This window comes from Saccharibacillus sacchari (genome assembly GCF_037722395.1).
GTDB classification, from domain to species: Bacteria; Bacillota; Bacilli; order Paenibacillales; family Paenibacillaceae; genus Saccharibacillus; species Saccharibacillus sacchari_A.
Genome location: NZ_JBBKAR010000039.1, coordinates 84,993 through 108,074 on the forward strand (window position 1 = coordinate 84,993; position 23,082 = coordinate 108,074).

General features: G+C 50.0%; 18 protein-coding genes. 6 read left to right on the top strand and 12 right to left on the bottom strand.

The features are described from left to right. Positions 1-1,008, bottom strand: coding sequence for a succinylglutamate desuccinylase/aspartoacylase domain-containing protein (locus WKI47_RS14870; protein WP_340227933.1), 1,008 nt, complete (start codon positions 1,006-1,008; stop codon positions 1-3). A gap of 301 nt (positions 1,009-1,309) precedes the next feature. On the opposite strand from WKI47_RS14870, the gene WKI47_RS14875 reads away from it, so the two are divergent. Continuing rightward, on the top strand, positions 1,310-1,654 hold the full coding sequence (locus tag WKI47_RS14875; RefSeq protein WP_340227934.1) for a cupin domain-containing protein: 345 nt from the start codon (positions 1,310-1,312) through the stop codon (positions 1,652-1,654). 57 nt (positions 1,655-1,711) lie between these two features. On the opposite strand, the gene WKI47_RS14880 is transcribed toward WKI47_RS14875, so the two are convergent. The 7 genes from WKI47_RS14880 to WKI47_RS14910 form a co-directional block, all read right to left on the bottom strand. Then, the gene (locus WKI47_RS14880; RefSeq protein WP_340227935.1) at positions 1,712-2,047 is read right to left on the bottom strand and encodes a helix-turn-helix transcriptional regulator; all 336 of its coding nucleotides are present in this window, start codon (positions 2,045-2,047) and stop codon (positions 1,712-1,714) included. A gap of 22 nt (positions 2,048-2,069) precedes the next feature. Next, the gene (locus WKI47_RS14885) at positions 2,070-5,060 is read right to left on the bottom strand and encodes a glycosyl hydrolase 115 family protein (RefSeq protein WP_340227936.1); all 2,991 of its coding nucleotides are present in this window, start codon (positions 5,058-5,060) and stop codon (positions 2,070-2,072) included. A 90-nt stretch (positions 5,061-5,150) separates the two neighbouring features. Continuing rightward, a complete protein-coding gene (locus tag WKI47_RS14890; RefSeq protein WP_340227937.1) occupies positions 5,151-8,843 on the bottom strand; it encodes a DUF4832 domain-containing protein in 3,693 nt (1,230 codons plus the stop codon). A 76-nt stretch (positions 8,844-8,919) separates the two neighbouring features. Further along, positions 8,920-10,614: an alpha-L-rhamnosidase C-terminal domain-containing protein gene (locus WKI47_RS14895; protein WP_340227938.1), complete on the bottom strand. Its 1,695-nt coding sequence runs from the start codon at positions 10,612-10,614 to the stop codon at positions 8,920-8,922. Continuing rightward, positions 10,611-11,444, bottom strand: coding sequence for a carbohydrate ABC transporter permease (locus tag WKI47_RS14900; protein ID WP_340227939.1), 834 nt, complete (start codon positions 11,442-11,444; stop codon positions 10,611-10,613). Before WKI47_RS14900 ends, WKI47_RS14895 begins: the two co-directional genes overlap by 4 nt. Next, complete coding sequence (locus tag WKI47_RS14905) at positions 11,441-12,214, bottom strand: sugar ABC transporter permease (protein WP_340227940.1); 774 nt, start codon at positions 12,212-12,214, stop codon at positions 11,441-11,443. Before WKI47_RS14905 ends, WKI47_RS14900 begins: the two co-directional genes overlap by 4 nt. Before the next feature lie 129 nt (positions 12,215-12,343). Further along, complete coding sequence (locus WKI47_RS14910) at positions 12,344-13,630, bottom strand: ABC transporter substrate-binding protein (RefSeq protein WP_340227941.1); 1,287 nt, start codon at positions 13,628-13,630, stop codon at positions 12,344-12,346. A 175-nt stretch (positions 13,631-13,805) separates the two neighbouring features. On the opposite strand from WKI47_RS14910, the gene WKI47_RS14915 reads away from it, so the two are divergent. The 5 genes from WKI47_RS14915 to WKI47_RS14935 all read left to right on the top strand — a co-directional run bounded on the left by WKI47_RS14915 (position 13,806) and on the right by WKI47_RS14935 (position 20,953). Further along, the gene (locus tag WKI47_RS14915; RefSeq protein WP_340227942.1) at positions 13,806-15,578 is read left to right on the top strand and encodes a sensor histidine kinase; all 1,773 of its coding nucleotides are present in this window, start codon (positions 13,806-13,808) and stop codon (positions 15,576-15,578) included. Further along, the gene (locus WKI47_RS14920) at positions 15,547-17,061 is read left to right on the top strand and encodes a response regulator (protein WP_340227943.1); all 1,515 of its coding nucleotides are present in this window, start codon (positions 15,547-15,549) and stop codon (positions 17,059-17,061) included. The genes WKI47_RS14915 and WKI47_RS14920 overlap by 32 nt, the downstream gene beginning before the upstream one ends. Before the next feature lie 119 nt (positions 17,062-17,180). Beyond that, on the top strand, positions 17,181-18,569 hold the full coding sequence (locus tag WKI47_RS14925) for an MFS transporter (RefSeq protein WP_340227944.1): 1,389 nt from the start codon (positions 17,181-17,183) through the stop codon (positions 18,567-18,569). A gap of 488 nt (positions 18,570-19,057) precedes the next feature. Next, positions 19,058-19,543, top strand: a complete 486-nt coding sequence (locus WKI47_RS14930; RefSeq protein ID WP_340227945.1) for a MarR family winged helix-turn-helix transcriptional regulator — start codon at positions 19,058-19,060, stop codon at positions 19,541-19,543. A 144-nt stretch (positions 19,544-19,687) separates the two neighbouring features. Further along, positions 19,688-20,953 carry an MFS transporter gene (locus WKI47_RS14935; protein ID WP_340227946.1) on the top strand — a complete coding sequence of 422 codons (1,266 nt, stop codon included), beginning with the start codon at positions 19,688-19,690 and terminating at the stop codon, positions 20,951-20,953. A 95-nt stretch (positions 20,954-21,048) separates the two neighbouring features. On the opposite strand, the gene WKI47_RS14940 is transcribed toward WKI47_RS14935, so the two are convergent. The 4 genes from WKI47_RS14940 to WKI47_RS14955 form a co-directional block, all read right to left on the bottom strand. Continuing rightward, positions 21,049-21,450 carry a DUF488 domain-containing protein gene (locus WKI47_RS14940; RefSeq protein ID WP_340227947.1) on the bottom strand — a complete coding sequence of 134 codons (402 nt, stop codon included), beginning with the start codon at positions 21,448-21,450 and terminating at the stop codon, positions 21,049-21,051. Then, complete coding sequence (locus tag WKI47_RS14945) at positions 21,443-21,691, bottom strand: ferredoxin (RefSeq protein ID WP_340227948.1); 249 nt, start codon at positions 21,689-21,691, stop codon at positions 21,443-21,445. The genes WKI47_RS14940 and WKI47_RS14945 overlap by 8 nt, the downstream gene beginning before the upstream one ends. 106 nt (positions 21,692-21,797) lie before the next feature. Continuing rightward, entirely contained in the window at positions 21,798-22,436 is a 639-nt protein-coding gene (locus WKI47_RS14950) for a hypothetical protein (RefSeq protein ID WP_340227949.1), read from the bottom strand. After that, entirely contained in the window at positions 22,426-23,064 is a 639-nt protein-coding gene (locus WKI47_RS14955; RefSeq protein ID WP_340227950.1) for an RNA polymerase sigma factor, read from the bottom strand. Before WKI47_RS14955 ends, WKI47_RS14950 begins: the two co-directional genes overlap by 11 nt. Between the last annotated feature and the right edge of the window lie 18 nt (positions 23,065-23,082).

Consider the following 23,082-nt stretch of genomic DNA (forward strand, 5'->3'; position numbering starts at 1 on the left):
TTATGTGAGTTTTCCAAGCATGACTGCATAACCGCCGCTGCGAACGGAGGATGCGGTATGGATGGATAAAATGACACCTTGTTCGATAGGACATCTCAACGACTCTTCCGCAAGTGCCGGGTAGGTGAGCACGTTGATTAGCCGATCCCCTTTACGGACAATCTCTCCAGCTTCACGGCGTAGCGTGCGAAGCCCGTCCGTTTCGAAACGAAGCTCTACAACCTCGCTGATTGATAGGATTCGATTCTTATGGTGACGCTGTGAAGCAGAGAAGTCGGAATATGCAACAGGATAGCTTTTAAATCGGTCCAGCAGAATTCGAACTCCTTCCAGATGCGTCTGCACACCGCCCTCGCCCCAACTGCTCCCGCCTCCGCTTTCCAACAAGATCGACGGAATTCCCGCGCGGCAGATCTCGTTAATCAGCATGCCTTTACCGGATGACGAACAGCTATAGATCGCCGTCAACGGTACAGGCTCCAAAGCTTCGATTGCTGTCGCATATGCGGCCCCATCATCGCTGGCAACCATCGCGAACGGGCATACTTCCAGCCATTGTCCGCCACCGTGCAGATCGATCAATACATCCGCGTGCGTCTTAATCTTTTCCGCCAACCAACGCCCGTACCGGTACGAATACGAATTTGCGATATGCTTATCTGTTCCGATTCGTTCGGTGAATACCCGATTCAAGTTCACGCCGTCAATCGGACTTCCGTTCGTTCCAGCCAACAGCGCGGAAGCATTGGCAATTGGGAAAATCACCAGACTGCCGTGGAGTTTATCCAAGCATAAATCGGACATTAGACGCATACAGGCGATTACGCCGTCGTGTTCGTCGCCATGCACAGCCGCTTGAATCCAGATCGTCGGACCTGCCTGCTCCCCATAAGCCCGGAACAAAACGAGACTCTGATCTTCCCAAGTTTCGTTGATGCGCACGATTGTCCCGCCAGCTTGATATTTAACCGCTTGCTCCAAGGTGTGGTAAAGGCGATCGGTCTGCATTCTTCAATGCCTCCTCTATATCCTAGTTCTAAGATAGGAATTACTGAATTAATTGCCATGCTATCAAATGCGCAAAAACAAAGTCAATGTCATAAAGTCCCTATAGAAATGTTCTATAAAATAGAGTAAAAGTGAATCAAGCGCAACTTTTATTCATTATTGCTACAGGGATCATCTTTTTCATTTGGAACCAATCTTTGTGACTGTAATCACGAACTTCTTTTTCTGACCCTTTATACTGAAAAAGAACCGAGGGAATCTTCTCATTGAGAACCTAATCCGATCAAGGAGTGAGTCATAGATGGAAAAGCAAACGTTACGCGATTTTCAGGAATACCGCGAAGACAAATTCACGAAAAAGATCGTATTCAAAAAAGAAGGCCATGTCGCATTCGTGTTGAACTTCGGCCCGGGTCATCGGCTTCCAACGCACAACCATCCCGGAGCGACGGTGTATCTGACGGTGTTGGAAGGGAGCGGCTACATGATCGCGGACGGTATGGAAACAGCAGTGGCTACAGGCGACCTGGTGCAGGTGGAAGGCCATGAAGCTTTTGCGTATCGCAGTGCGGATGATTCGCGTTCGAGTTTGTCGGTGGTGTTGATTAATACGCCGAGCGAGGAGTATGCGAAGGAAATCGGATAACGATATTTCTATCGGCAAAAAAAGCCTGAACACCGTAAAAGGCGTTCAGGCTTTTGGTTATAAAGTCGTTTGACGGACAGGGTTCGTGTTCGATTTGTAGCTGCTCAATACCGCATCCAACAGTCCTGGGAACCGTGCGTTCAAATCTTCGGTCCGAAGCGACAGCAAACGGTGCGTGCCTACGGCTCGCGTATGCGTAATTCCTGCTTCGCGCAACGTACGTGCATGCTGGGATAACGTCGATTTGGCGATCGAGACTTCGAAATTTTTGCATGCCTGCTCGCCGTTCTTATGAATTTGGGCCACGATCTGCAATCGAACAGGATCGCTCAGCGCATGCAGCACGGTAGGCAACGCGATCTCGTCCTTAGCCGGATGATGAAGAAGTTTCATACGTGTTCCTCTATCCTTCCTATCACAAAATATTCGGATACGCGGAATGATAACTCTCGGGCGGACCGAAGTACGAAGGAATTCGTTCGCCCGTCCAGATCACGATCTTGTCGAGAATCACGCCGGAATCCATTCTGTATAACCGAAGAGTCTGGTATCCTTTTTCCGAAACCAAGATCCGCGCGGTAAGCGTTTCGTTATTTTCAAGTACGCCTTTGGACCAATTGTCTTCCGGATTCGCTTGCCCTGTATAAGCGTTTGTTCCATGAACGATCGTGGGGGATTTATCATTCAATCCTATAGCAAAACGCACAGCGCCTCTTTCGTTCAACGTAGGAATTCGGTAGATATCCACTTCAAATGTACCTGTTGATTCAAAATAAATCAAATAATCGGCATGGGAAGTATTCGCGGCATGAGGAGTCTCCACGCTTTTCGCAAGATCGGGATAAGCTTTCAAGCTGTTCCCGGTTCGGCTCAAATGGCTTTCGGTACGCCAAACATATTCGTTATATGCGGTAACCTTCGTATAATGGTCGGTTCGGATCGAGATATACCCGTCCGCTTCTACGTAGGCATGGTTAGACAGATCAATCGAGCGATTGCTTATCGAAACGGAAATCGGAATCGATTTTACAATCTGCCCATCATGAATATGATGAATTTGAATCGAAGAAGAACAGATGCCTTGCGGTGCCCGATCCCAGTCGATCCCTACCCGGATTCGTTCGTCGTTCTTGACGGCTCCCTGTACCTTGCTCAAAATCAAATAGTCTTCGTTCGTCTCGGCTATCCATTTCAGCGGAGCGTATCCCGTATTGTAAATATCGATCCATTTTTGTTGCCGCGTATATCGGGAAAAAGTCAATGTTTCGGCCGCGGCTCCCAACTCTGGATGTCCGGTATCCTTGCTGGTTTCGAGTAACTTGGGAAGTACAGCGCCGCAAGACCGGAAAAAAGTCTGATACGGGTCCATGATCCGATTCCATTTTCTCGAACATAACGCATTATAGGTTTTAGTGTCTTTTACCAGCTCATAATAAAAATCATCCGACCGTTCAGCATACTTGTTCGCGACCGTTCCTCTGCCTTGATCGAAATAAAGCTTGGATTTGACGGCATACACGTATTTGCAAGCGACATGATAACTTGATCGTAGCGGATACAGTTGTAATTGGTAAAAAGCGGGCTGAAGTTTAGGATCAAGCTGAAGATACAGCTTTTCCGAGCGTTCAACCAATCGTCGGTACCGATCTACATACTGCTGGCCTTCATCGCCGAACTCTTTGTAATTAAACAGATCGGCCAGAACAAACTTCGGCTTTTGCGCACAGGCTTCCTGAAATTGTTGTGGGGTCAGCCCATAGCCTTCGAAGTTGAAATTGTCGGCTCCGAAATATTCCGGTTTTTTGGCAAAAGCCATTTGATGAAAACCCAATTGAATCTCGGCGTACTCTTGAGCATCCGTCGCACCGAATCCGAAATCGCGCGCTGCTTTGTCCGCCATGTATTCGTTCAAATTCCGGTCGTAGACCGTGTGCACCTCTCTGGCCAGATTCAAAAAGTATTCGATCTGATTTTCGGCCGGTTTTAAATCGCCTACGTTCGCGACCCATACTTTTCGGGCGCCGTTGCCGTAAGCTTTTCCCATTTCTTCTCTAATCAGCGCCAAAGGAGTCGTGCTTAACCAAATATAACTGTTGGGATAACCGTGATACGACAGATGGTAGTAGATGCCCGCTCCGCCCGTTCGCTCCCGTTCGTGATCGGTAGGGAGTTGACGGATATACCCGTAATTGTCGTCCGTCCACATCAAGGATACGTCTTCGGGAACGCGCATGCCGGAATCGTAGATCTCTTGAATTTCTTTATATGGAATAAACAACTGTGGAATTTGCGAAAGGTCCTGCTGAAGCACCTCGGCCAAAATCTCCCGCTGCACATCAATGATTTCTTCCAGCAAAGCGACTTTTTCTTGCGGGCTGTTTGCGCCGATCGGCTGCCATTTTGCGTCGTGCATGCCTCGCATGCCTAGCGTATATACATTTTCGTATCCGCCGTAAGTTTCGACGCTGTCGCGCCAATACGCCTGAATCAGTTCTTTGTTCGACACCGGCATACCGGTTTCGGGATGTGCGTCGATATAGACGTAGGCGCAAGCTTTGGGAGCGTCTGACAATTCGGCTTTGTACAACCTTTTATCCGGATTCGCAAGTTCCCAAGTCCGCTCAAACTCAAAATACTCGCTTTGGTTATTTTTAAGCAGCATTTCGCAATGCGACGAACCCATCACGATTCCGTACCTGTCCGCGTTTTGGGCGTTTAAAGGATTTTTATGAAAATGGGGAGAATAACTATGCATCGCTGGCCACAAAAAGTTAGCTTTGAGGCGCAGCAATAACTCGTAAATCCGCGTATACATTTCAACATAATCTTCGTCCCCGCGATCGACCGCCCAATTATGCAACGCATATTCATCATTCAAAAAAATTCCTCGATATTGCACGGAAGGCTCGTATTCGACATAAGGCTGATCGAGCGTCACATACAAAGACTCCGCGTAACCGGGAACGACATCCGCCCACCAATACCAAGGCGATACGCCGATTTTTTCACTCAAATCATAGATGCCGAAGATCGTTCCCCGTTTGTCCGCTCCCGCGATAACCAACATATTTTCAATCAAAACCAGTTTGAAAGCTTCCCACTTTCCTTCGATATCCGTTACATCCAGCTTACCTTCGGCAATAAGAAGATCGACGCCTGCGCTATGACCGATCGTGCCGATGATGATATCCACTTTTTCCGCTTGTTCGTAATCGTTGACGGGAATTTGTTTGGTGACCGCTTTCAAGTCTTGGCACAAGTCGTCAACAGCTCGGACCACGCCCGTGTAATCGTTCATATCGGTATAAATAACAGGAATATGCGACGGACTCGCTAACGTGTATGTACCGGAAACCGTCGAAACATAACCGGATACGCAAGCTTTTCTTGGATTGGTTTCGCTCATTTTGCACCTTTCCTTTCGAGTGCCGGATCAGATTAATATGCAATAAAGCTGCTGATGATCTCAGCAGCTTTTGCAATAAGGAGGATCGACTTAATTCGCAGGTACGCTGATGTTGACGTTATCGTAATACCATTTGCCTCCGCCGTTGCCGAGACCTGCATACCCGGCTGTATAAGAGGTATCATTCACGTTAATGATCGGCGTTGTCGAAGCATCGACGTAAACTTTGATGTTGCTTCCCACGGTCACGATTTTGACGTGATGATAGGCGGTCGTATTCGTCACAGCGCCGGAAACGGTCGCAAGCGTGGTCACGGTAGAGCCTGCTTTTTGCAGCTTGACCTCGCCGGTTCCCGTCAAAGCTACAAAGTATCCGGTGTTATTGGCCGAATGGCTTTGGCTCTGTTTTCTGAACATGAAGGAAGCCCAGCTTGATCCGTTCGATTTCAGATCGATTTCATAGGTGGCATCGTACCAGACCCGGTTTTTGATCGCGGTCGAATACTTCCATGAAGCGCTGGTCGTTCCCGCCGACTGCACATATTCTTCCGCGGTCACGTTCCACGTTCCGGTTCCGGCACTCCATTCGGCGCTGCCGCTTGCGAAGGTGTCGCTGAAATTCCCGGAGGCATTCACGAGCAATGTCAGATCGACGGTAGCGGTCTGCGCTCCGGTTATTTCCTTGTCCGGCAACGATAAGCTTTGATAGCCGTCTTTGGTCGCCGTTACCGTGTAATCGTCTCGCACGGGTACACTCGTGATCGTGTAAGCGCCGGTCGCATCGGTCGTGCCGGTGAACGTTTCGCCTTCAGGCGATATGAACTGAACTTGCACGCCTTGCAGCGTCCGTCCGAAGTTATCTTTGACCTGGCCCGCGACAGAGCCGGTAACCGAAGTTTGTTCGACGGTAAAAGGAATCTCGTTGCTCACTATGCCGCCGATCGAAGCCGTCAGCGTTCCTTGTCCGGCACTAAGCGGAATCAGTTTTGTTCCTTGCACCTCGGCGTGCGTTGATCCCGATGCGATCGACCAGGTCACCGGCATGCCGACCATCGCGTTGTGCGCGCGCCCGTATTGGTCTTCGGCTTTGATCGGAAGCTTATTCAGATTGAAAGGATCGCCGCTGTCCGCGTACAAAACAGGATGCGAATCTTCTTGAATAGTCACGCCGGCAAGTTCGGCCGCTTCGGCTTGCACGGAACTGTCGGCACTGTAATAATGCAGCGAGATGTCTTTGGCCGGACTGTCGAAATACACAGGATCGATCGCGATCGTTTGCGGTTGTTGACCGACGCCCATATAGCCCATCGGGGCATATCCGCCTTTTTTGTAATTCTGAATCGCGAAGCGCAAGCTCGGAACATTGCCGGCGGGGTCCAGCACGGCCATCTGAATCATGTAATCTTTATTCGAAGCGATGCTGTCCGGCAACGTGAACGTACCGGCAATCGTGTATTCCTGGGGAGCCGTCGCGTAATTCAACACGGATTGGCTCCAGTTGCCTTGCTGATACTTGTTCCACGCCGCGTACCCTTCTCCGGGCAGCCAGGTTCTCGTATCGACGTTTTTGAACGTATCGCTCCATACGATTTGGTTGGTTGCGGGATCTTTCAAGCTGATTTGCACCGGCCAATTCTCGTACATCGGAGCCGCTCCGGTATTTTTCACTTTGAACTGCACCGCGAAATCTTCGCCCGGCTCCGCTTTTTTCGGATAATTGAATTCGGTGAGTACATACCGATAACCGAAAGCTTTTTGGATCGTTTCCGCGCCTGCGTCCAATTGCTCCTTGTTTTCGTAATAAGCCGGTAGTCCTTCGTAACCCGGATCGTTGCGATACGTATATTCGCCGATCCAGGTCAGGTAAGTGGCATGAACGTTACGAATCATATTGGCCGCATTGTTGGCGTTTTGAAGCATTGTCAAATGCGGATTGGTTCCCAGCAAATCCGCGCCGTTATAATCATAAGCCGTCTCGCCTCCGACCTCCTGTTTTTTCCAGTTAGAGATCGTTTTCATATTGGCTATTGCATCGTTGTATTGACCGAACGAATACTGATCGTGTCCTTCGTAACGGACTTCGACTCTCGTATTCGGGAAATATTGATGGAAATACGCGTCGATATTGGTAGGTACGCCTGTACCATGCTGTTCTCCCCATGTTCCGTACACGCCCATTTGCACATAGGCGACGCGCGGGTCGTTGTCCCACAAAGCGCCCAAGCGTTGAATCAAGCGTTTTAACCGTTTATCAAAATTGTCGCTGGTGAAATCGTTGATTTTCATATCCGAAGGCCAATGATTGCCCTCCAGCCCTACGAAAGGCGTATCCGGGAATTTCAGATACACGCGCGGAATCACTTTCATGTTGTAGTCTTCATAAGAAACCCAGTTGCCGTTTTCGTCTTTGCCTCTCCATCTGTCGTTGGAATACTGCGCGATTTTGTCGATCGTATCGTCCACGTCGCCTTCCAGCAAGTTCCATGGAATATAGGTCATTGCCATAGAGGCCCAGGGCATATAATCCAGCGGCCATTCTTGCACAAGATTGACGCGAAAATCTTTCTCGGTCATTCCCATCAACGGATTTTGAATCGCGCCTGTAAATTCTTGCGGCGTGATAATTGCTCGATTTTCGCTCGGAACAGCAGGCGGCGCCGTCGGCGTGACGTAAGCGTCGTCTTGATACACTTCGATTTCGGTAAAAGCGGCCCGAATATCGCTCATGGATGTCATCGGTCTATTGACGGTGGTTGAAATCCGGACATACCGAGCTTCCACCGCATCGAAGCGATACGGATTTTGAGCCTGTACAGGTCTCAATATGTTCGTTTCGGATTGGACTGTAGTCCAATCCGTATCGTTCGCGGACACTTCGATTTTGAAATCGACCGGATATCCTTCTCCGACGATGCCGTTTTTGCCGCGCGTGCCGGATAACCAATTGATCGCATACAAGTCGACGCGGTTGAAGGTACGGTTGGAACCCAGATCAATTTTCACCCATTGATTATTGCCTGCTTCGCTAACCCAGCCCATATCGGAACCGTCCACGCTGCGTTGCTCGCTGTTCGTCAAGTTCGCTGGCGACCAGCCGGAAGCCTGAAGCGACGAAGAAGCCGTTACGGTTCGATTCAATGCGTAGTTCTCTGAAGGAGGCGCCAACGCGGAGATTTCGTTTCCCGAAACGAGGGCCCCTCCGTAGTAAGCGGTTACAGTTTGGGAATCGGTAAAGGTTGCCGAATTCGGATCGTACGAATAGTCATCGGTTTGAACAAAGCTTTCGTTTGCGTTTTTACGGATATTCACTTCGAATTCGATCGAGCCTCCGGCCGCCAAAGAACCCGCGAATTCATCGAAACCGGCTTGAAAGTAATGATCCGCATCGGCCTGTCCGGGAGAAAGCGTGCCGAACGTTCCCAAAAACGATTGGCGAACGCTCCCGCTTGTGGAATCCATATCGTAACTCAAAACATTCGATCCATTGCTTGTGAAATAATAGCGGATAGCCACATTTTGCAGATCGACCGGAGTCGTGCCCGTATTGGTCACTTTGAACACCGGAGTTAACGTGTTCACATCATTGGCGCGATCGGAGTTATACGTCTGAACGCTTAAAGCAGGATGAATCGCTGACGTTGCGCTTGCTTGGGTTGTTGACGAATCTGTCGCGTTTTCGGCAGCAACAGCGGTTGCGGCTTGCGGATAAGGCAGCAGTGATACGCATAACGCGCTTGCGAGCAGCATGGTCGTCCACGTTCTCCGATTCATTTTCGTTGGCATAAGTTCCCCTTCCCGATCGGACGCTTTCGCATCCGATCCAGAAAATTTGTGAGTGCCCGGTGTCAAAACCCCTGCTTCATGCACGAATAATTTGAATTTCGTCCGGTGCCTGAACCGTGGACACGATCGTTCCGTTGTCCGCTTTTTCATGCTTGACGTACACGGTTCCGTAAGGCGTCGGAAACGTTCCTTCCACCCATTGCAGATTGCCCAAAGCAGGGGATATTCGCAATGTTCGGCATCCCGGTTCTTCTACCCGTATGCCCAATACGTATTCGCTAAGCCACGCAGTCGGTCCCGAAGCCCAGCCGTGGCACAAGCTATGGCGGTAACCCTGATAACAATAACCGCCGTACGTTCCGTGAACATCGACTTTTCCTTCGGGAACGACCTCGTCGATCCGTGCCGCGTTTTCCAGCCAGGCGAGATCAAAGTCTTCCCAAAAAGTCGTCGCGCCCAGCTCAAGCATCCCTCCCCAATACTGGCGTATGCTGTCCAAGCTGCCCTGAATATCGCCGGCTTCTCCGCGGGCTTTCAACAGATAATAGCCATAAAAAGTAGAATAGCCTTCGGGCGACCCGGGCGCGATCACAAGCTTGTTGGTCGCTTCGGCTTCCAGTTGGCCTGCCAAAACCAACAGAGACGCGGCTTGCTTGCTTTTATTGCAATCGGGACGGACCTGACGAAGTTTTTGCGCCGTGCGGCTGCAAAGTTCTGCGGTTACGGCATCGTCCATCCACCCGCACAATCGGATTCCCGCATCCATGCACCAGATCAATAACGCATGGACGCCCGCTTCAAGCCCTTGCGGATTGGTCGAAGACGGCCAATCCAAAAACGGATTCGGAAGATTCACCTTTCCTTCGGCATCGACGCCGTCGGCCAATTGACGCAGCAGCGCGGTCATATAGGCGTGCTGCTGCATTAGATACGCGCGATCGCCGTTGTGCATATACCAATCGTGATGCACTAAAATCCACCAGACGGAATAGGTCGGAAACGTCGTCATCCACTCCGGCAACGGGTATTCGTCCCGAATAAAATCGAGGCTTCGGGGGACGACGTCGTGATACCCGAACACGGCCTGGATCACGGACGTTTCCGGGTGCATATCTCCCGCCCATATCAAGCGATCCCGCTTGATGCCGTCCCATAAATACTCCTGCATATTCAGATGTACGGTATAAGCGCCGATGCTCCAGATCCGATCCAGCAAAGGATCGCTTGAACGGAAACTGCCGCGGTATTCCAGGTCGTGCATGATCGCGATCGCGCGCACGCCGATCAATTGAATCTGCTTATGCTCATCGGTAAAGTCGATCCGAATGAAGCGAAAACCGGTATTGCCGATTCGCTCCGCTCCCATATAAGGGACTTGCAAGCGAAGATCGCGCATCGCGTGATCGTTTGTCGCATTCGTATCGCCGCCGAGTTCGCTCATACATTCCATGACCGATTCGCCGAAACGAATACGAAACGAAGCATAAGAACGCTGGCTGTTGTTGCCCATGCCGACACTGAGTTCGAGGCCTCCATGAAGTTCGACGCCGAAATCAAGCACGATTCCAGGTGCTTGTCCGTCATGGTGCATCACGCAAGTCGGGCGACGGGAAGAATCATGAATCGGTTGTGCCGTTTTTTCCGATAACAGCAGCCCGGCTTGATCAATCGCCGAAGCTTCCGTGGTTTGCCATACGATCCGAACCGGATGGACGAAGTAGGTCATTCGCGGATCTTTGCTCGCTTTTATGTTTTTCCATTCCTGTATCATCCTTTTACCGCTCCCGACATGATTCCCGAAATGATGTACCGTTGCAAAAAGATATACAAAAGCATTACAGGCGCCACGCAAATGACGATCATCGGAAACATATGCGCCCAATCGTTGCTATAGCGTCCGGAAAACGAATAGACGGCTACTTGCACCGTACGCAAACTGTCTGTGTTTAAAAACACGACCGGAAGGAAAAAGTCGTTCCAGATATGAAGAAATTGCAGAATCAACACGCTGGCCGCTACCGGTTTCAATAGCGGCAGCAAAATTTTGAAAAAGATGCCGACTGACGACGATCCGTCGATCTGCGCGGCTTCTTCCAATTCCATAGGCAGAGAACGCATAAAACTGCTGAACAGAAAGATCGTCAACGGCATCCCGAACGAGATATAAAGCAAAATGACCCCGAGCTGCGATTGATTCAATTGAAGACTGTTCATCATTTTAAATAATGGAATCAAATTGAGCTGCACGGGAACGATCAGACCCACGACGAAAAACAAACTTAACAGTACCGAAAGCTTGCCCGATCTTCTGGCCAGAGGGTACGAAGCCATCGCGCCGAACAAAATAATGAAGGAGACTGAAACGATACTGATCAGGCTGCTGTTGAAAAGGGCTTGACCGAAGTTGGACCGCGTCCAAGCCTCCACATAATTGGTAAAGTGAAATCCGCCTTTTAAACCGAACGCGCTTGCAAACATCTGCTCATTTGTTTTCAAAGAGAGTACAGTCAGCATATAAAGCGGATACAAATAAAACACCGACAATAAAGCCACGATAGCCCAGCGTATATAGCTTTTCCATATTGACGTCGTTCGCATCATACGTCCACCTCCCGCTTTCTCAATGCCGTAAGCTGAATGATGGTGATGATAAATATAACAATGAACATAATCATCCCCATGGCTTGCGCTTCGCCGAATAAATTGCGGGTGAATGCCGTGTCGTACATGACCGTACTGATACTTTCGGTTGCATACCCCGGCCCGCCTTTGGTCATGGACATAATCAAGTCGAAAGCTTTCAACCCATTAATCATCCCCGTAACCAGAGTGATCGTGATCGCCGGACCCAGCAGCGGAAACGTAACGTTCAAAAATTGTTTGAATGTACCGGCTCCGTCGATCGACGCGGCTTCATACAGATCTTTGGGAACCGATTGTAAATTGGCCAAAAAGATCAACATGCACCATCCTGCGCCTTGCCAGATGCTTACCGCGATTACCGACCATAAAGCCAGATCCAGATCGCCCAGCCAGTTTTTAGCCATGCCGGACAATCCCAAAGAATTCAAAATCGTATTCAGGCTTCCGGTCGTCGGGTCATAGATATACGCCCAGATGTAACCGATTGCAAGCAGACTCATGATTTGCGGACTGAAAAAGACCGACCGGAAAAAACTCTGGCCTTTGAAGCCGCCATGCAGCAAAAGAGCGAACAGTAGTCCGAAAATCGCTTGCCCCAATGTCAGCCCTACCGCGTACAACAAGGTGTTTTTAAAAGCGGCCTGGAAACGCATATTGTCCATCAGCCCCAAAAAGTTTTCCATCCCTACAAAGTTGAAATCGGGATTAATTCCATTCCAATCGGTCAACGCGTAGTAAAAACTCTGTATACTTGGATAAATGAAAAACATCAGATATAACAATAAAGCAGGCAATACAAAGGTATAGGGTACCCTTTGCAATTTGGATTTGTGGCGCATTCGCAATCCCTTCTTTCTCTATCTTACGGCTTTATCCCAAGACTGATCGGCAACAGTGAGCAATTCTTCAAACGTTGTCGCTTTGCCCAACGCCGCTTGCGTGCCCTGGTTGAACGCATCGACATTCGGGCCTGCCGGCCAGCCGATATCCAAAAACTGATACGAAGGCGCGTTTTGCACCACGTCCACGATATCCGCCGTGATCTCAGCGCTTTCCGGTTGTACCGTTTTGAGCGTCGAAAATTGTCCTGGGCCGATTAACGTCAAGTAATTTTCATCGCTGAATACGTAGGCAAGGAATTTTTTCGCTGCTTCCTGCTGTTTGCCCCCCGACCACACGGCTAATCCGGTCGACGGCGCGGACGACAACCAAATATCTTCGCCTGCCTGGTTGCCCGGTAGCGCAAACATGCCGATCTCGATATTGTTGGCTTTGGCGATCTCTTCATAACCGCCGATCGACCAGTTGCCGTCGATCATCATTGCCGCTTGACCGGTACCCAACGCCGTTTTTGCCGATTCGTACGAAATGCCGAGCGTATTTTCGTCGAAATATCCGTTTTGGAACAGTTGGTTATATTGCTGCGCTACCGTTTTCCAGGAATCGGAGGTAGCGAATTGAACCTCGTTATCAAAACGCTTTTGATCCCAGTCCTGATCTTGCGCATACACCGTCGAAGGAGCTAGCGCATACCACGGAAGCTGTACGTTCCACGCTTCTTTGCCGGCCAAAGCGATCGGCGTGACGCCTGCGGCTTTCAGCTTTTCGCATGCAGCCAAAAACGATTCCCAATCGGTCGGGATTTCGATCTGATTTTTCTCGAATACGTCTTTGTTATAAAACATCGCCAAATAGTTTTTGCTCCACGGAATGCCGTATACCTTTTCTTCTTTGCTAAATCCTTTCAGCAAACTCTCGTCGATATTTTTCAACGGAGCCACATCGTTCAGATCCGCCAAATATCCGGCGTCGATACTGAGTCCGATCTTACTGAGACCCGGCCATTGTACGAACAGATCCGGCGCTTCTTGCGAAGCGAGCTGCGCGCCCAACGTTTGTTTAAACTGATTGTCGGGCGCGCGATCCACATTGATCGTGACGCCTTCGTTTTCGCTTTCGTATTGCTTGGCCAACGTTTCCAGGCCGCTCATGTCTTGCGCTGTCAACGATACTTTCAGCTCGATACTCGAATCCGCAGATTTGTTATCGCTTTCATTTTCACTGTTTGCATTACCGTTGGATCCGCATGCCGCCAAGATCAAAAAAGCGGAAATCAGCAAACCGAAAGTCAAACGTTTGAACATATTGGTTCCCCCTATACGCAAGTTTTAAGGTACAAGCTTATCGTGACACGACATTAGATTCACGGTAAGCGGTGTTTTTTTCGGATAAGGACGAATTCTTCGGATTCTTCAATATGAATTCTTTTACACACAATTGTCTTCCCTTATACTGGGTCTTAACAAGGAGAGATTAAATATGACGTTCAAGCAAAAGCTGAATTTGTCTTATACATTGATTATCGTCATCTTAATCGTAATCGTCTCGTACTGCCATTATCTGATTCATTTATCGAACACGAAACAAAACATGGAGGTTACGATGGATGAAATCTCCAATCAAATCGCGCTCAATCTGGACGTCTATGTGTCGGAACTGGTATCGTCCACGATCCAACCGCTTTACGATCGGACTCAAATCGAACGGCTGATTACCGGAAAATCGATAGACTCTTTAAAATTGAACGAAACGACGCAATTGGAAAACTATATTCGAAACACGTATTTGTATCCGAATTCGCAAGATATCATGGCCGTTCACGTCTTCGATCGGGCTGGCGGAAGCCTGAATCTGTATCAGAAAGATCAGCAGTACGTGTATGCGCCTCAATCGACGTCGGCTTTTGTTGAAGCGGTCAAAAAACATGGGAAATCCGCCGTTTCGAACACGACCCTGGTCCGACCTTCCAATAGCCAAACCGAAACGCCCATGTTTTCGATCTTCCGGCAATTGAATATTTTCGAACTCAATCAGCCTTACGGCATGCTTGTGTTGGATATCAATTTTTCCAAGATCGATCGTCTTCTTCGCAATGTCGAACTTGAACAAGGCTCTTCCTTGACCCTCGTTAACGAGCAAAATCAAATCATTTATTCGATGGATCGGAACTTGATTACTTCGCCGGCTCCCGCTTTGGATGCCCATCAATGGCTGCAAGCCGAAGCAAATTTGGAAACGATCCCATGGACGATACGGCTCGACGTCCCGCTAAATTCCGTTTTGAATCGCAAAGAAATGCTGCTGACGTCTCTTCTGATCATGGTTGCGGCCATCTTGGCTGCCGTTCTTTTTTCGGGATGGTTTTCCCGAAAAGTGACGCTGCCGCTCGAACAATTGCGAAGATTGATGCGAAGAGCGGAATACGGAGAGTTCAACCTGAAATTCCGGGCGAAATCTCAAGACGAGATCGCTCACCTCGGCAACAGTTTCAATCAGATGACAACGCGGATCAAAGAGCTGATCGACCGTTCTTACGTTGCCGAAATCCGCCAACGCGACGCTCAGTTTTCGGCTTTGCAAAGCCAAATCAATCCGCATTTTTTATTCAACACTTTGGAAACGATCCGTATGACGGCGGAAACGGAAGGCAATCCGGAAACGGTCAAAATGATCGCTTCATTAGGCAAATTGTTGAAAGTCAACTTTCAGCAGCAAAGCTGGGTCACGATCCGGCAAGAGCTGGACTACATCGAACATTATTTGCTGCTGCAATCCGCACGCCTGTCTTACCCACCAACCATCGAAATCGAATGCGGCGAAAGCGCGAAAAACATACCGATTCTCGCTTTTCTGATTCAACCGCTTGTGGAAAACAGCATTTTGCACGGACTGCGGCCCATTTCGCGTCCCGGTCTGATTCGCATACATATCGCCGAAAACCAAGCAGATGCAAAAATCGAAATCGCGATCACGGATGACGGTGCAGGGATGACGCCGGAACGACTTGAAGCGGTTCGAAGCCGCATCCGCTTGTCTTCCGATGAACCGTCGCCTGAAGCCAGTATCGGATTGTTAAATATTCAACGGCGGATCAAATTGTCTTACGGAAACAAATACGGGTTGGAAATCGACAGCCGCGAAGATCGCGGTACGTCTGTCGTTTGCCGGATTCCTTGTAATCAAATACCGAAACGCCACGGAAAAGGAGATGATTTGGACCATGAATACATTTCGTATGGTGATCGTGGATGACGAACCCATGATTCGCAAAGGGCTGCAAGCTTTGATACGAAGAATCGCTCCCGAGTGGGAAGTGTGCGGAGAAGCGACCAACGGGCGCGAAGCTTTGGCATTGATTCGAAACGTCAAACCGGACCTTGTACTAACGGATATCTCCATGCCGATCATGGACGGGATCGAGCTGTATGCCGAACTTAAACGCGAGGCGCAAACGCCTTTGTTTCTTGCTTTGAGCGGATATACGGATTTTTCTTACGTGCGTCAAATGCTGGTTATGGGTGCGGTCGATTACATCACAAAACCTGTCGAAGAACCTATTTTGATCGATAAACTGAACCAGGTCAAAGCTATGGTATTGAATACGTCGCATCAAAAACTCGAAGAAAGCGAACAGTCTCAGCAATTGATCGAATACTGGCTGCATCAACTATTGAACGGTAAAAGCCATACGGCCAAAACATGCGAAGACCGTCTGCATCGTTTGGGCCTTCCGATCACCGACCTTTTTTTCGGACTGGCTGCGGTGTATTTGAATGTTCATTCCGTCGATGCCCATGACCGCAGTCTCTATTTCTATTTTCTTTTAAAAACGTGTCAGGAACTGATTCCTAATCAAAGCGTTGTTATCCGTGCCGAAGATCATATGATTATGGTGTTGCATTGGTCGTCGGACGAATTCACGCTCAAAGAACAAATGATCCGTTTCGAAGAAGACTTTTTCCGCTTCGCCAAAGGACATGCCCGGATTCCGATGTTAATGGCAAGCGGTCCGGTTTTTGAACATTTGCTTCAACTGCCTTCTTCTTGGAAACTGGCCAAAATGGAGATTCGTTTCCAATTGACTTCAGACACTGAAATGGACACCGTCGGATGGTTAAATGCTTTAAAGCAAGGGCAGCAAGCTCGAATTCAAAATCTGATCACTCAGGCTTTTCTTGAGGCTCAACCCGAAAATTGGAGAGATCGATTTATCGGTTGTCTGGCTATTTTAGGACAGTTTGCGAATCAATGCGGCGTGCCGCAATACCTTGTGATAGACCCTTTGCGCATGGAACTTCCCGGTGAAGACAATCATTCTCTATCCAGGGAAGTGTGGATCAACAAACTCAATATGCTAGTCGAGGAAATTTTGTTCTATGCGCAAAAAAGCCGACAGCAAACCGAGTCTCCTCTGATTGTCCGGGTCAAAGACTTTATCCGCGCGAATCTGAACGAAAATCTCACGCTGCAAACCACCGCCGACTATGTACGTATGAATCCGAGTTATTTGAGCGAGGTGTTCAAAGAAGCCATGGGGATCACGTTTATTGATTACGTGATCCAGCAACGCATGGAACTCGCCAAACGATTAATTATCGAAGATCGTTATAAATTGTACGAAATCGCTGGCCTAGTTGGCTATCAAAGTCCTAAGCACTTTACGTCCGTATTCAAAAGAATTGTGGGCGCTCTGCCGTCAGAATACAAAAGGTACGTCGAATCCGCTCCGCGTTGATTGCGTTGCCGAATCGGCATTTGTAAGCATTCAAATTTTTAATTGTCATTTTCCTCATTCTCCTGCTATACTTCGTATTGTTCGTTAATTACCGAACTATCGAAAAAGGAGAATTTATCATGAAACCTACTGCCACCTCTTACGCGGCCGAAGCGCCGCAGCCTTCCGTATCGGGCGTTCTGGCCCGCGAAGGCTTGACGATTCTCGTCTTCAGCGTGGCCGTCATCCTTGTCGTGATGAACACGGCCATGTTTAACATGGCGCTGCCGGGCATAACCTCCGATTTCCGGATCTCCGCCACTTCCGCATCCTGGATCGTGACCGGATACTCGATCATGTTCGCGATCTCCTCGATCACATTTAGCCGTCTGTCCGATTTCGTGCCGCTGCGCCGGTTGCTGATGATCGGTCTGGTGGCGCTCGGAGGAGCGGGTTTGATTGGCTTCTTCAGTCAATCCTTCCTGGTGCTGCTGCTCTGCCGAATCATTCAGGCAGCCGGAGCCGGAGGAACCGTATCGCTGGCTATGGTCTTATTTACCAGATACATACCGCTTGAACGGCGCGGTTCCGCAATGGCGACCATTATGTCTGCCGTTGCTCTGGGCTTGGGACTCGGCCCGGTCGTAGGCGGCTTGGTCGTGGAAAATCTGAGCTGGCATTGGTTGTTCGCGATCACGGCGATCGTCCTGCTCTTGCTTCCGCTGTTCGCCTGGTTGTTGCCGAAAGAATTGCCTAAACGCGGTTCGTTCGACGCGATCGGCGGCGTGCTGCTTGCCGTCGGGATCACGAGCTTGCTGTTGTTTTTGACCAATCAGATCTGGGCATTGCTCGCTCTGGGCGTCGGAGCGCTTGTCTTGTTCGTTCTGCGGATTCGTTTGACGCCTGATCCGTTCGTTTTGCCTTCGCTGTTCGCGAACCGGCGGTATCTGTTGTTGGCACTCGCAGGCATGACCGCTTATATCTGCAACTTCTCGACGCTGTTCCTGCTTCCGCAGGTGTTGACAAAGAATTTCGACTTTACGGTAGGCCATGCGGGGCTTGTGATTTTCCCCGGTTCGCTGCTTGCGATCATCGCATCGCGCAAGATCGGGAAAGTCATCGACCGTCACGGCAACCACGGCATTTTGCGTTACGGTCCACCGCTGCTTTTGCTATCGACGTTATTGTTCGCTCTGCTGATCGGACATTCGTGGATCGCGGCGATGTTCACGTATATGATTCTAAGCATGTCGTTTACGGCGCTGTCGAGCAGTTTGTCCAACGAAATGTCCCGCGTTCTTCCGGAATCGTCGATCGGTTCGGGTATGGGATTGTTCCAACTGCTACAATTTTTCAGCGGTGCGTTTAGCGTTGCGATGGCCACAACCGCTCTGGAATGGCAGCATACCCTCCCATTGTCGACGGCTTACTCCAATATTTATTGGGGCTTGTCGATCTCGGCAGGGATCGCGATCGCGAGTGCGATCTGGTATCGGCGACATTCCGGGCGAGTAGTGATCGGGGAGTGACTGAGGCGGAGGGCGGAGGGAAAATTTCGTTCAAGCCGCTGTCTCACCCGAAAATGGGGGAGTGGCATCGATGCCACTCCCCCATTTTCGGGTTCAAAGGCGTCTTTAACTGAATTTTTCCCTCCGCCTGCTTCGCCACACTCCGCGATACATTTTTTTTAAGATTAAAGCAAAGCGACCGTGTGATAGTCGCTCAACGTGTCGAGAAAGCTCCAACCCAACTAGAAGCGAGAAGACGGAGAGAAAAATTCAGTGAAGGAACGATAGTGCTCGCCTTTGAAATCGGAAAAATCCCATTAAAATTCAATCCTTTTTCCGATTTCAACACGCGACCGGAACGAATTTTTCTCGCAGTATTCTCGCTTCCCGCACCTATCTAGCTTTCTCGACAATCTGAAGGCGACTATTGAATAGTCGCCTTTTTTGCATTGTTGTATAGGAAACAAAAATTGGATATAATAGAAAGTATCGAGGATCGGAGGTCAGACATGAGTCAGCAGGAAAAGATATTGGAAGAATTCAGGTCGGTGTTTAATAAGCTGGTTTGGCTAAATCGAGGCGAGATGGAAGAAAAGCTTAAAGGACATAAGCCTTCCGAGGTACATTGTATCGAATATATCGGCAAGCACGTCGACCCGAATGTGACGCGGTTGGCGGAAGCTTTTTATATGACTCGGGGAGCGATTAGCAAGATTACGAAGAAGCTGCTGGACAAAAAGCTTATCGAAAGCTATCAAGGGCCGGAGAACAAAAAAGAGATTTATTTCCGCCTTACTCCGCAAGGTCGGGAAGTCTTCGATATCCATGAGAATTTGCATCGTTCGTTCCGTGGTCGCGACGATGTCGTTTTCGAAAAAATTAGCGACGAGCAATACAAGACCATGTCCCGGTTTCTGGATATGTACAGTCAACATCTCGATGCCGAGATCAACAAACAAGGCATTCGACTCGAAGAAAGTCCGATTGTCGAATGAACGAAAAACAAGCAGTTTCTCTACCTTCACAGAGAAGCTGCTTTTTCTTTCCGGTTTTTTTGTTGACAAGGAAACAAAAATATCGTACATTTATCTTGTTTCCTAGGAAACTAAATAAACATCATGAAGGAGTAACCCTTATCTATGACAACATCCAAATCCGCAAATCCATCTCCCTCTTCTCCAACCATCGATAAAAAGGCTCTCGTTTTCGGCCTCATGGCCGTATTCCTTTGCGGGATCGGCTTTACGATCATCGCTCCCGTTGTTCCTTTTCTTGTCCAGCCTTACGTTCATCATGCTTCGGATCAAGCGACGGTCGTAACTCTGTTAACTTCGATCTACGCGCTGTGCGTGTTCCTCGCCGCTCCGGCCATAGGCGCTCTCAGTGATCGCTTCGGACGTCGCCCGCTGCTGCTGCTTTGCCTGCTCGGTTCTGCGATCGGTTATACGGTATTCGGTCTGGGCGGCGCGCTCTGGGTACTGTTCGTCGGACGAATCATCGAAGGCGTCACCGGCGGCAGTATCGGGATGATTTTCGCCTACTTTGCGGACATTACGCCTCGCGAGCAGCGCACCCGTTACTTCGGTTGGGTCGGCGCGGTTGCCGGAGCCGGAACGATTCTCGGACCCGTCGTCGGCGGATTGCTTGCCCGATACGGGTATGCCGTGCCGATGTTCGCCGGTGCCGCGGTCACGCTGCTTACGTTCCTGTTCGGACTGCTGGTGATGCCGGAAACGTTAAAGCCCGCTCAACGCCTGAACAAGATCACCGCTTCACGTTTGAATCCTTTTATCCAGCTTCGCAGCATTCTCGCCGTTAAATCCTTACAAAGACTGTTGATTGCCGGATTCCTGCTTTGGCTTCCCAACGGCTCGTTCCAATCGATCTTCCCGCAGTTCACGATCGACGTATTCGGCTGGCAGCCGGCAGCAATCGGGCTTCTGTTCTCGATCATCGGCGTCCAGGATATTTTATCTCAAGCTTTGCTGATGCCGATCCTGCTTAAAAAGCTTTCCGATTCGCGAATCGCCATGCTTGGGATGGTCGCGGAAATCTTCGGCTACGTGCTGATTGCGGCCTCCGCCCTGTTCGCTTTCTACCCGCTGCTGATCGCAGGATTGTTCGTGTTTGGCTTCGGCGATTCCGTCTTCGGTCCCTCGTTCAACGGCATGCTGTCAAAATCGGTCGATGATAGCGAGCAAGGACGTATCCAAGGCGGCAGCCAAGCGATTCAATCGCTGGCGCGCGTGGCGGGTCCGCTGCTCGGCGGTCAACTTTACGTCCTGCTGGGTCACTCCGCTCCTGCATGGATGGGCGTCGTTCTGATCGGTGCGGCGGTATTTGTTCTGTACGGCTATGCTCGGGCATTAACGAAAAACGTCCTAACCGGCAACACAACTGCCTAAGCCACAGCTTTGTTCAAAAATAAAAAGACCTTTACGGCGTGCCCGGCACATCGTAAAGGTCTTCATTTTTAAAACGGTTCCAGTTGGTCTGACCCTCAGTTCCCGGCCTGCCGCCTTAACCATTCCTCTAACACAACGGCATGGTTATGAACAGGATCTTTGGCTCCGTATAATAACGTGACCCGACCTTTTTCGGCTTGGCGGAGCAGGAACGCGGCGCGATCCGTATTCCCCTCGCCATCGTCCAGTTGAGCCAAATAGCGTTCGCGGAAATAGTCAAAACGTTCCGGTGTATGACTGAACCAACGGCGCAGCGACGGGGTGGGTGACAGCTCGCGCATCCATTCGTCGAACTTCACCCGCTCACGGGACAGCCCGCGCGGCCATAGCCGATCCACCAGCACGCGAAAACCGTCTTCTTGGGCCGGAGTATCATATACCCGCTTGATTTGCAGCCTTTTATCCGCCGAATCGACCCGATCGATAAGATCATTCATGGTCGCCTCCGAACGGAACCTCCGCAATCAAGATCGAATCTGTCGGGCAGCCGTCAACGGCATCTTCCAGATCGCTTTCAAGTTCCTCGGGAATAGGCACGATCCCTCGATTGCCGTCGCCAGCCCTAATATTTTCAGCCAGCCCCTCGTCGTCGTAATCGAAAATGTCAGGCGCTGTCGCCCCACAGGCACCGCACGCAATACAGGTGTCTTTATCTACTTTTGTATAATGGTGAGCCAATTCCGTCTCCTCCTCGTCTGGGTTCTTTTCCAGTATAAAAGGGTTCGGCGGATGAGCTTGTGATTCCGCGCACGGACGATACAGAAGTTATAGATCGAAAGGTAGGCTAACGGACCGAATTTACGATATCCGACATCTGCTTTTCGCTGATGCTGTCGCTGGAGCGTATCGAGTACGTAAATCCGCCTTCCTCCCATAACGCCAACTTGTATCCGTCCGCGTCTCCTTTAACCGTCACATTACGTCCCGATACCTGGAGTTCCGCAATATCAGGGTACGACTCGTAATCGCCGCTGTTGTCTCCGCTGCCGCGGCTCATCCGAAGATCGAGCGCTTGCTCTCCGGCTGCATATCGGATTTCCGCCATATCGCCCGCGATCGAGATATAGAGCGTTTCGGTCGGCACGAAAGGAAGCTCCGTAATTTCTTTGACCTCGAATCCGATATGAGCGGACAACTCGCCTAGCGATGCAAACTCTTCGTTTCCGTTCACCGTCTCAATAGGGGGATTGCCGACTCCGTCTTGGACCAAGCTATCGTAGGCCACGAATGCACCTCCCGCCAGGATAAGCAAGCAGGCTGCAACATACAGGAATCGGCGACTTTCGCTCAGCCATCTCCGGGTGCGCGATCGTGAGTGAGCCAACTTGGAAAGGGGTTGCTTCGCGAGATTTGCCATCAGTCGCTCCTTCATTTCCGGTGTCACCTCGACGCGCTCCATGATCCGGTTGTATTTACTCGGCAAAGTCATACTCCTCCTTCAGCACAGCCTTGAGTTTCGCCCGGCCCCGGTGCAGCAGCGAACGAACCGTCGATTCTTTTTTGGACAGCAGCGAAGCGATCTGCTCGGTCGGATAGCCTTCTTGGTAAAAAAGATGCAGCACTTCCGCGTACGCGCTCGGCAAACTTTTCACCGCTTCCCATACGATCTTCAAATCCGATTCGGCCTCGGTGTAAAAGTCGGCGTCGATCAGCTCGGATGTATGGCGTCTTTGATTGAATTTGATTTTGTTTTTGCTGAGATTGATCGTGACCCGCAGCAGCCAGGCTTTCTCATGTTCGGCACTCTCGAAAGAAGGCGCCGAACGCAAGTAGCGGATCAGTACCTCCTGAAGCAGATCTTCGGCATCCGTCAAGTTGTGAATATACGAATAGGCCAAGCGCAGTATCGAGTTGCCGTACGTATCGATGATATGCTCCGTGCGACGGTTGGCTTCCTCGCGGTCCCATGTCGTTGCCGCCGAAAGCGGCTGCCGAGACGAGGAAGCCGAACCCGTGGATGCGTGAAGCGAACGTACCCACGTAAGCAAACGTCGGACGTAACGAGAAGCGCGAGACGTGAGCTGAGACCGATAATTTTCCAAAATGAACAAAGGGGCAACCTCCTGATC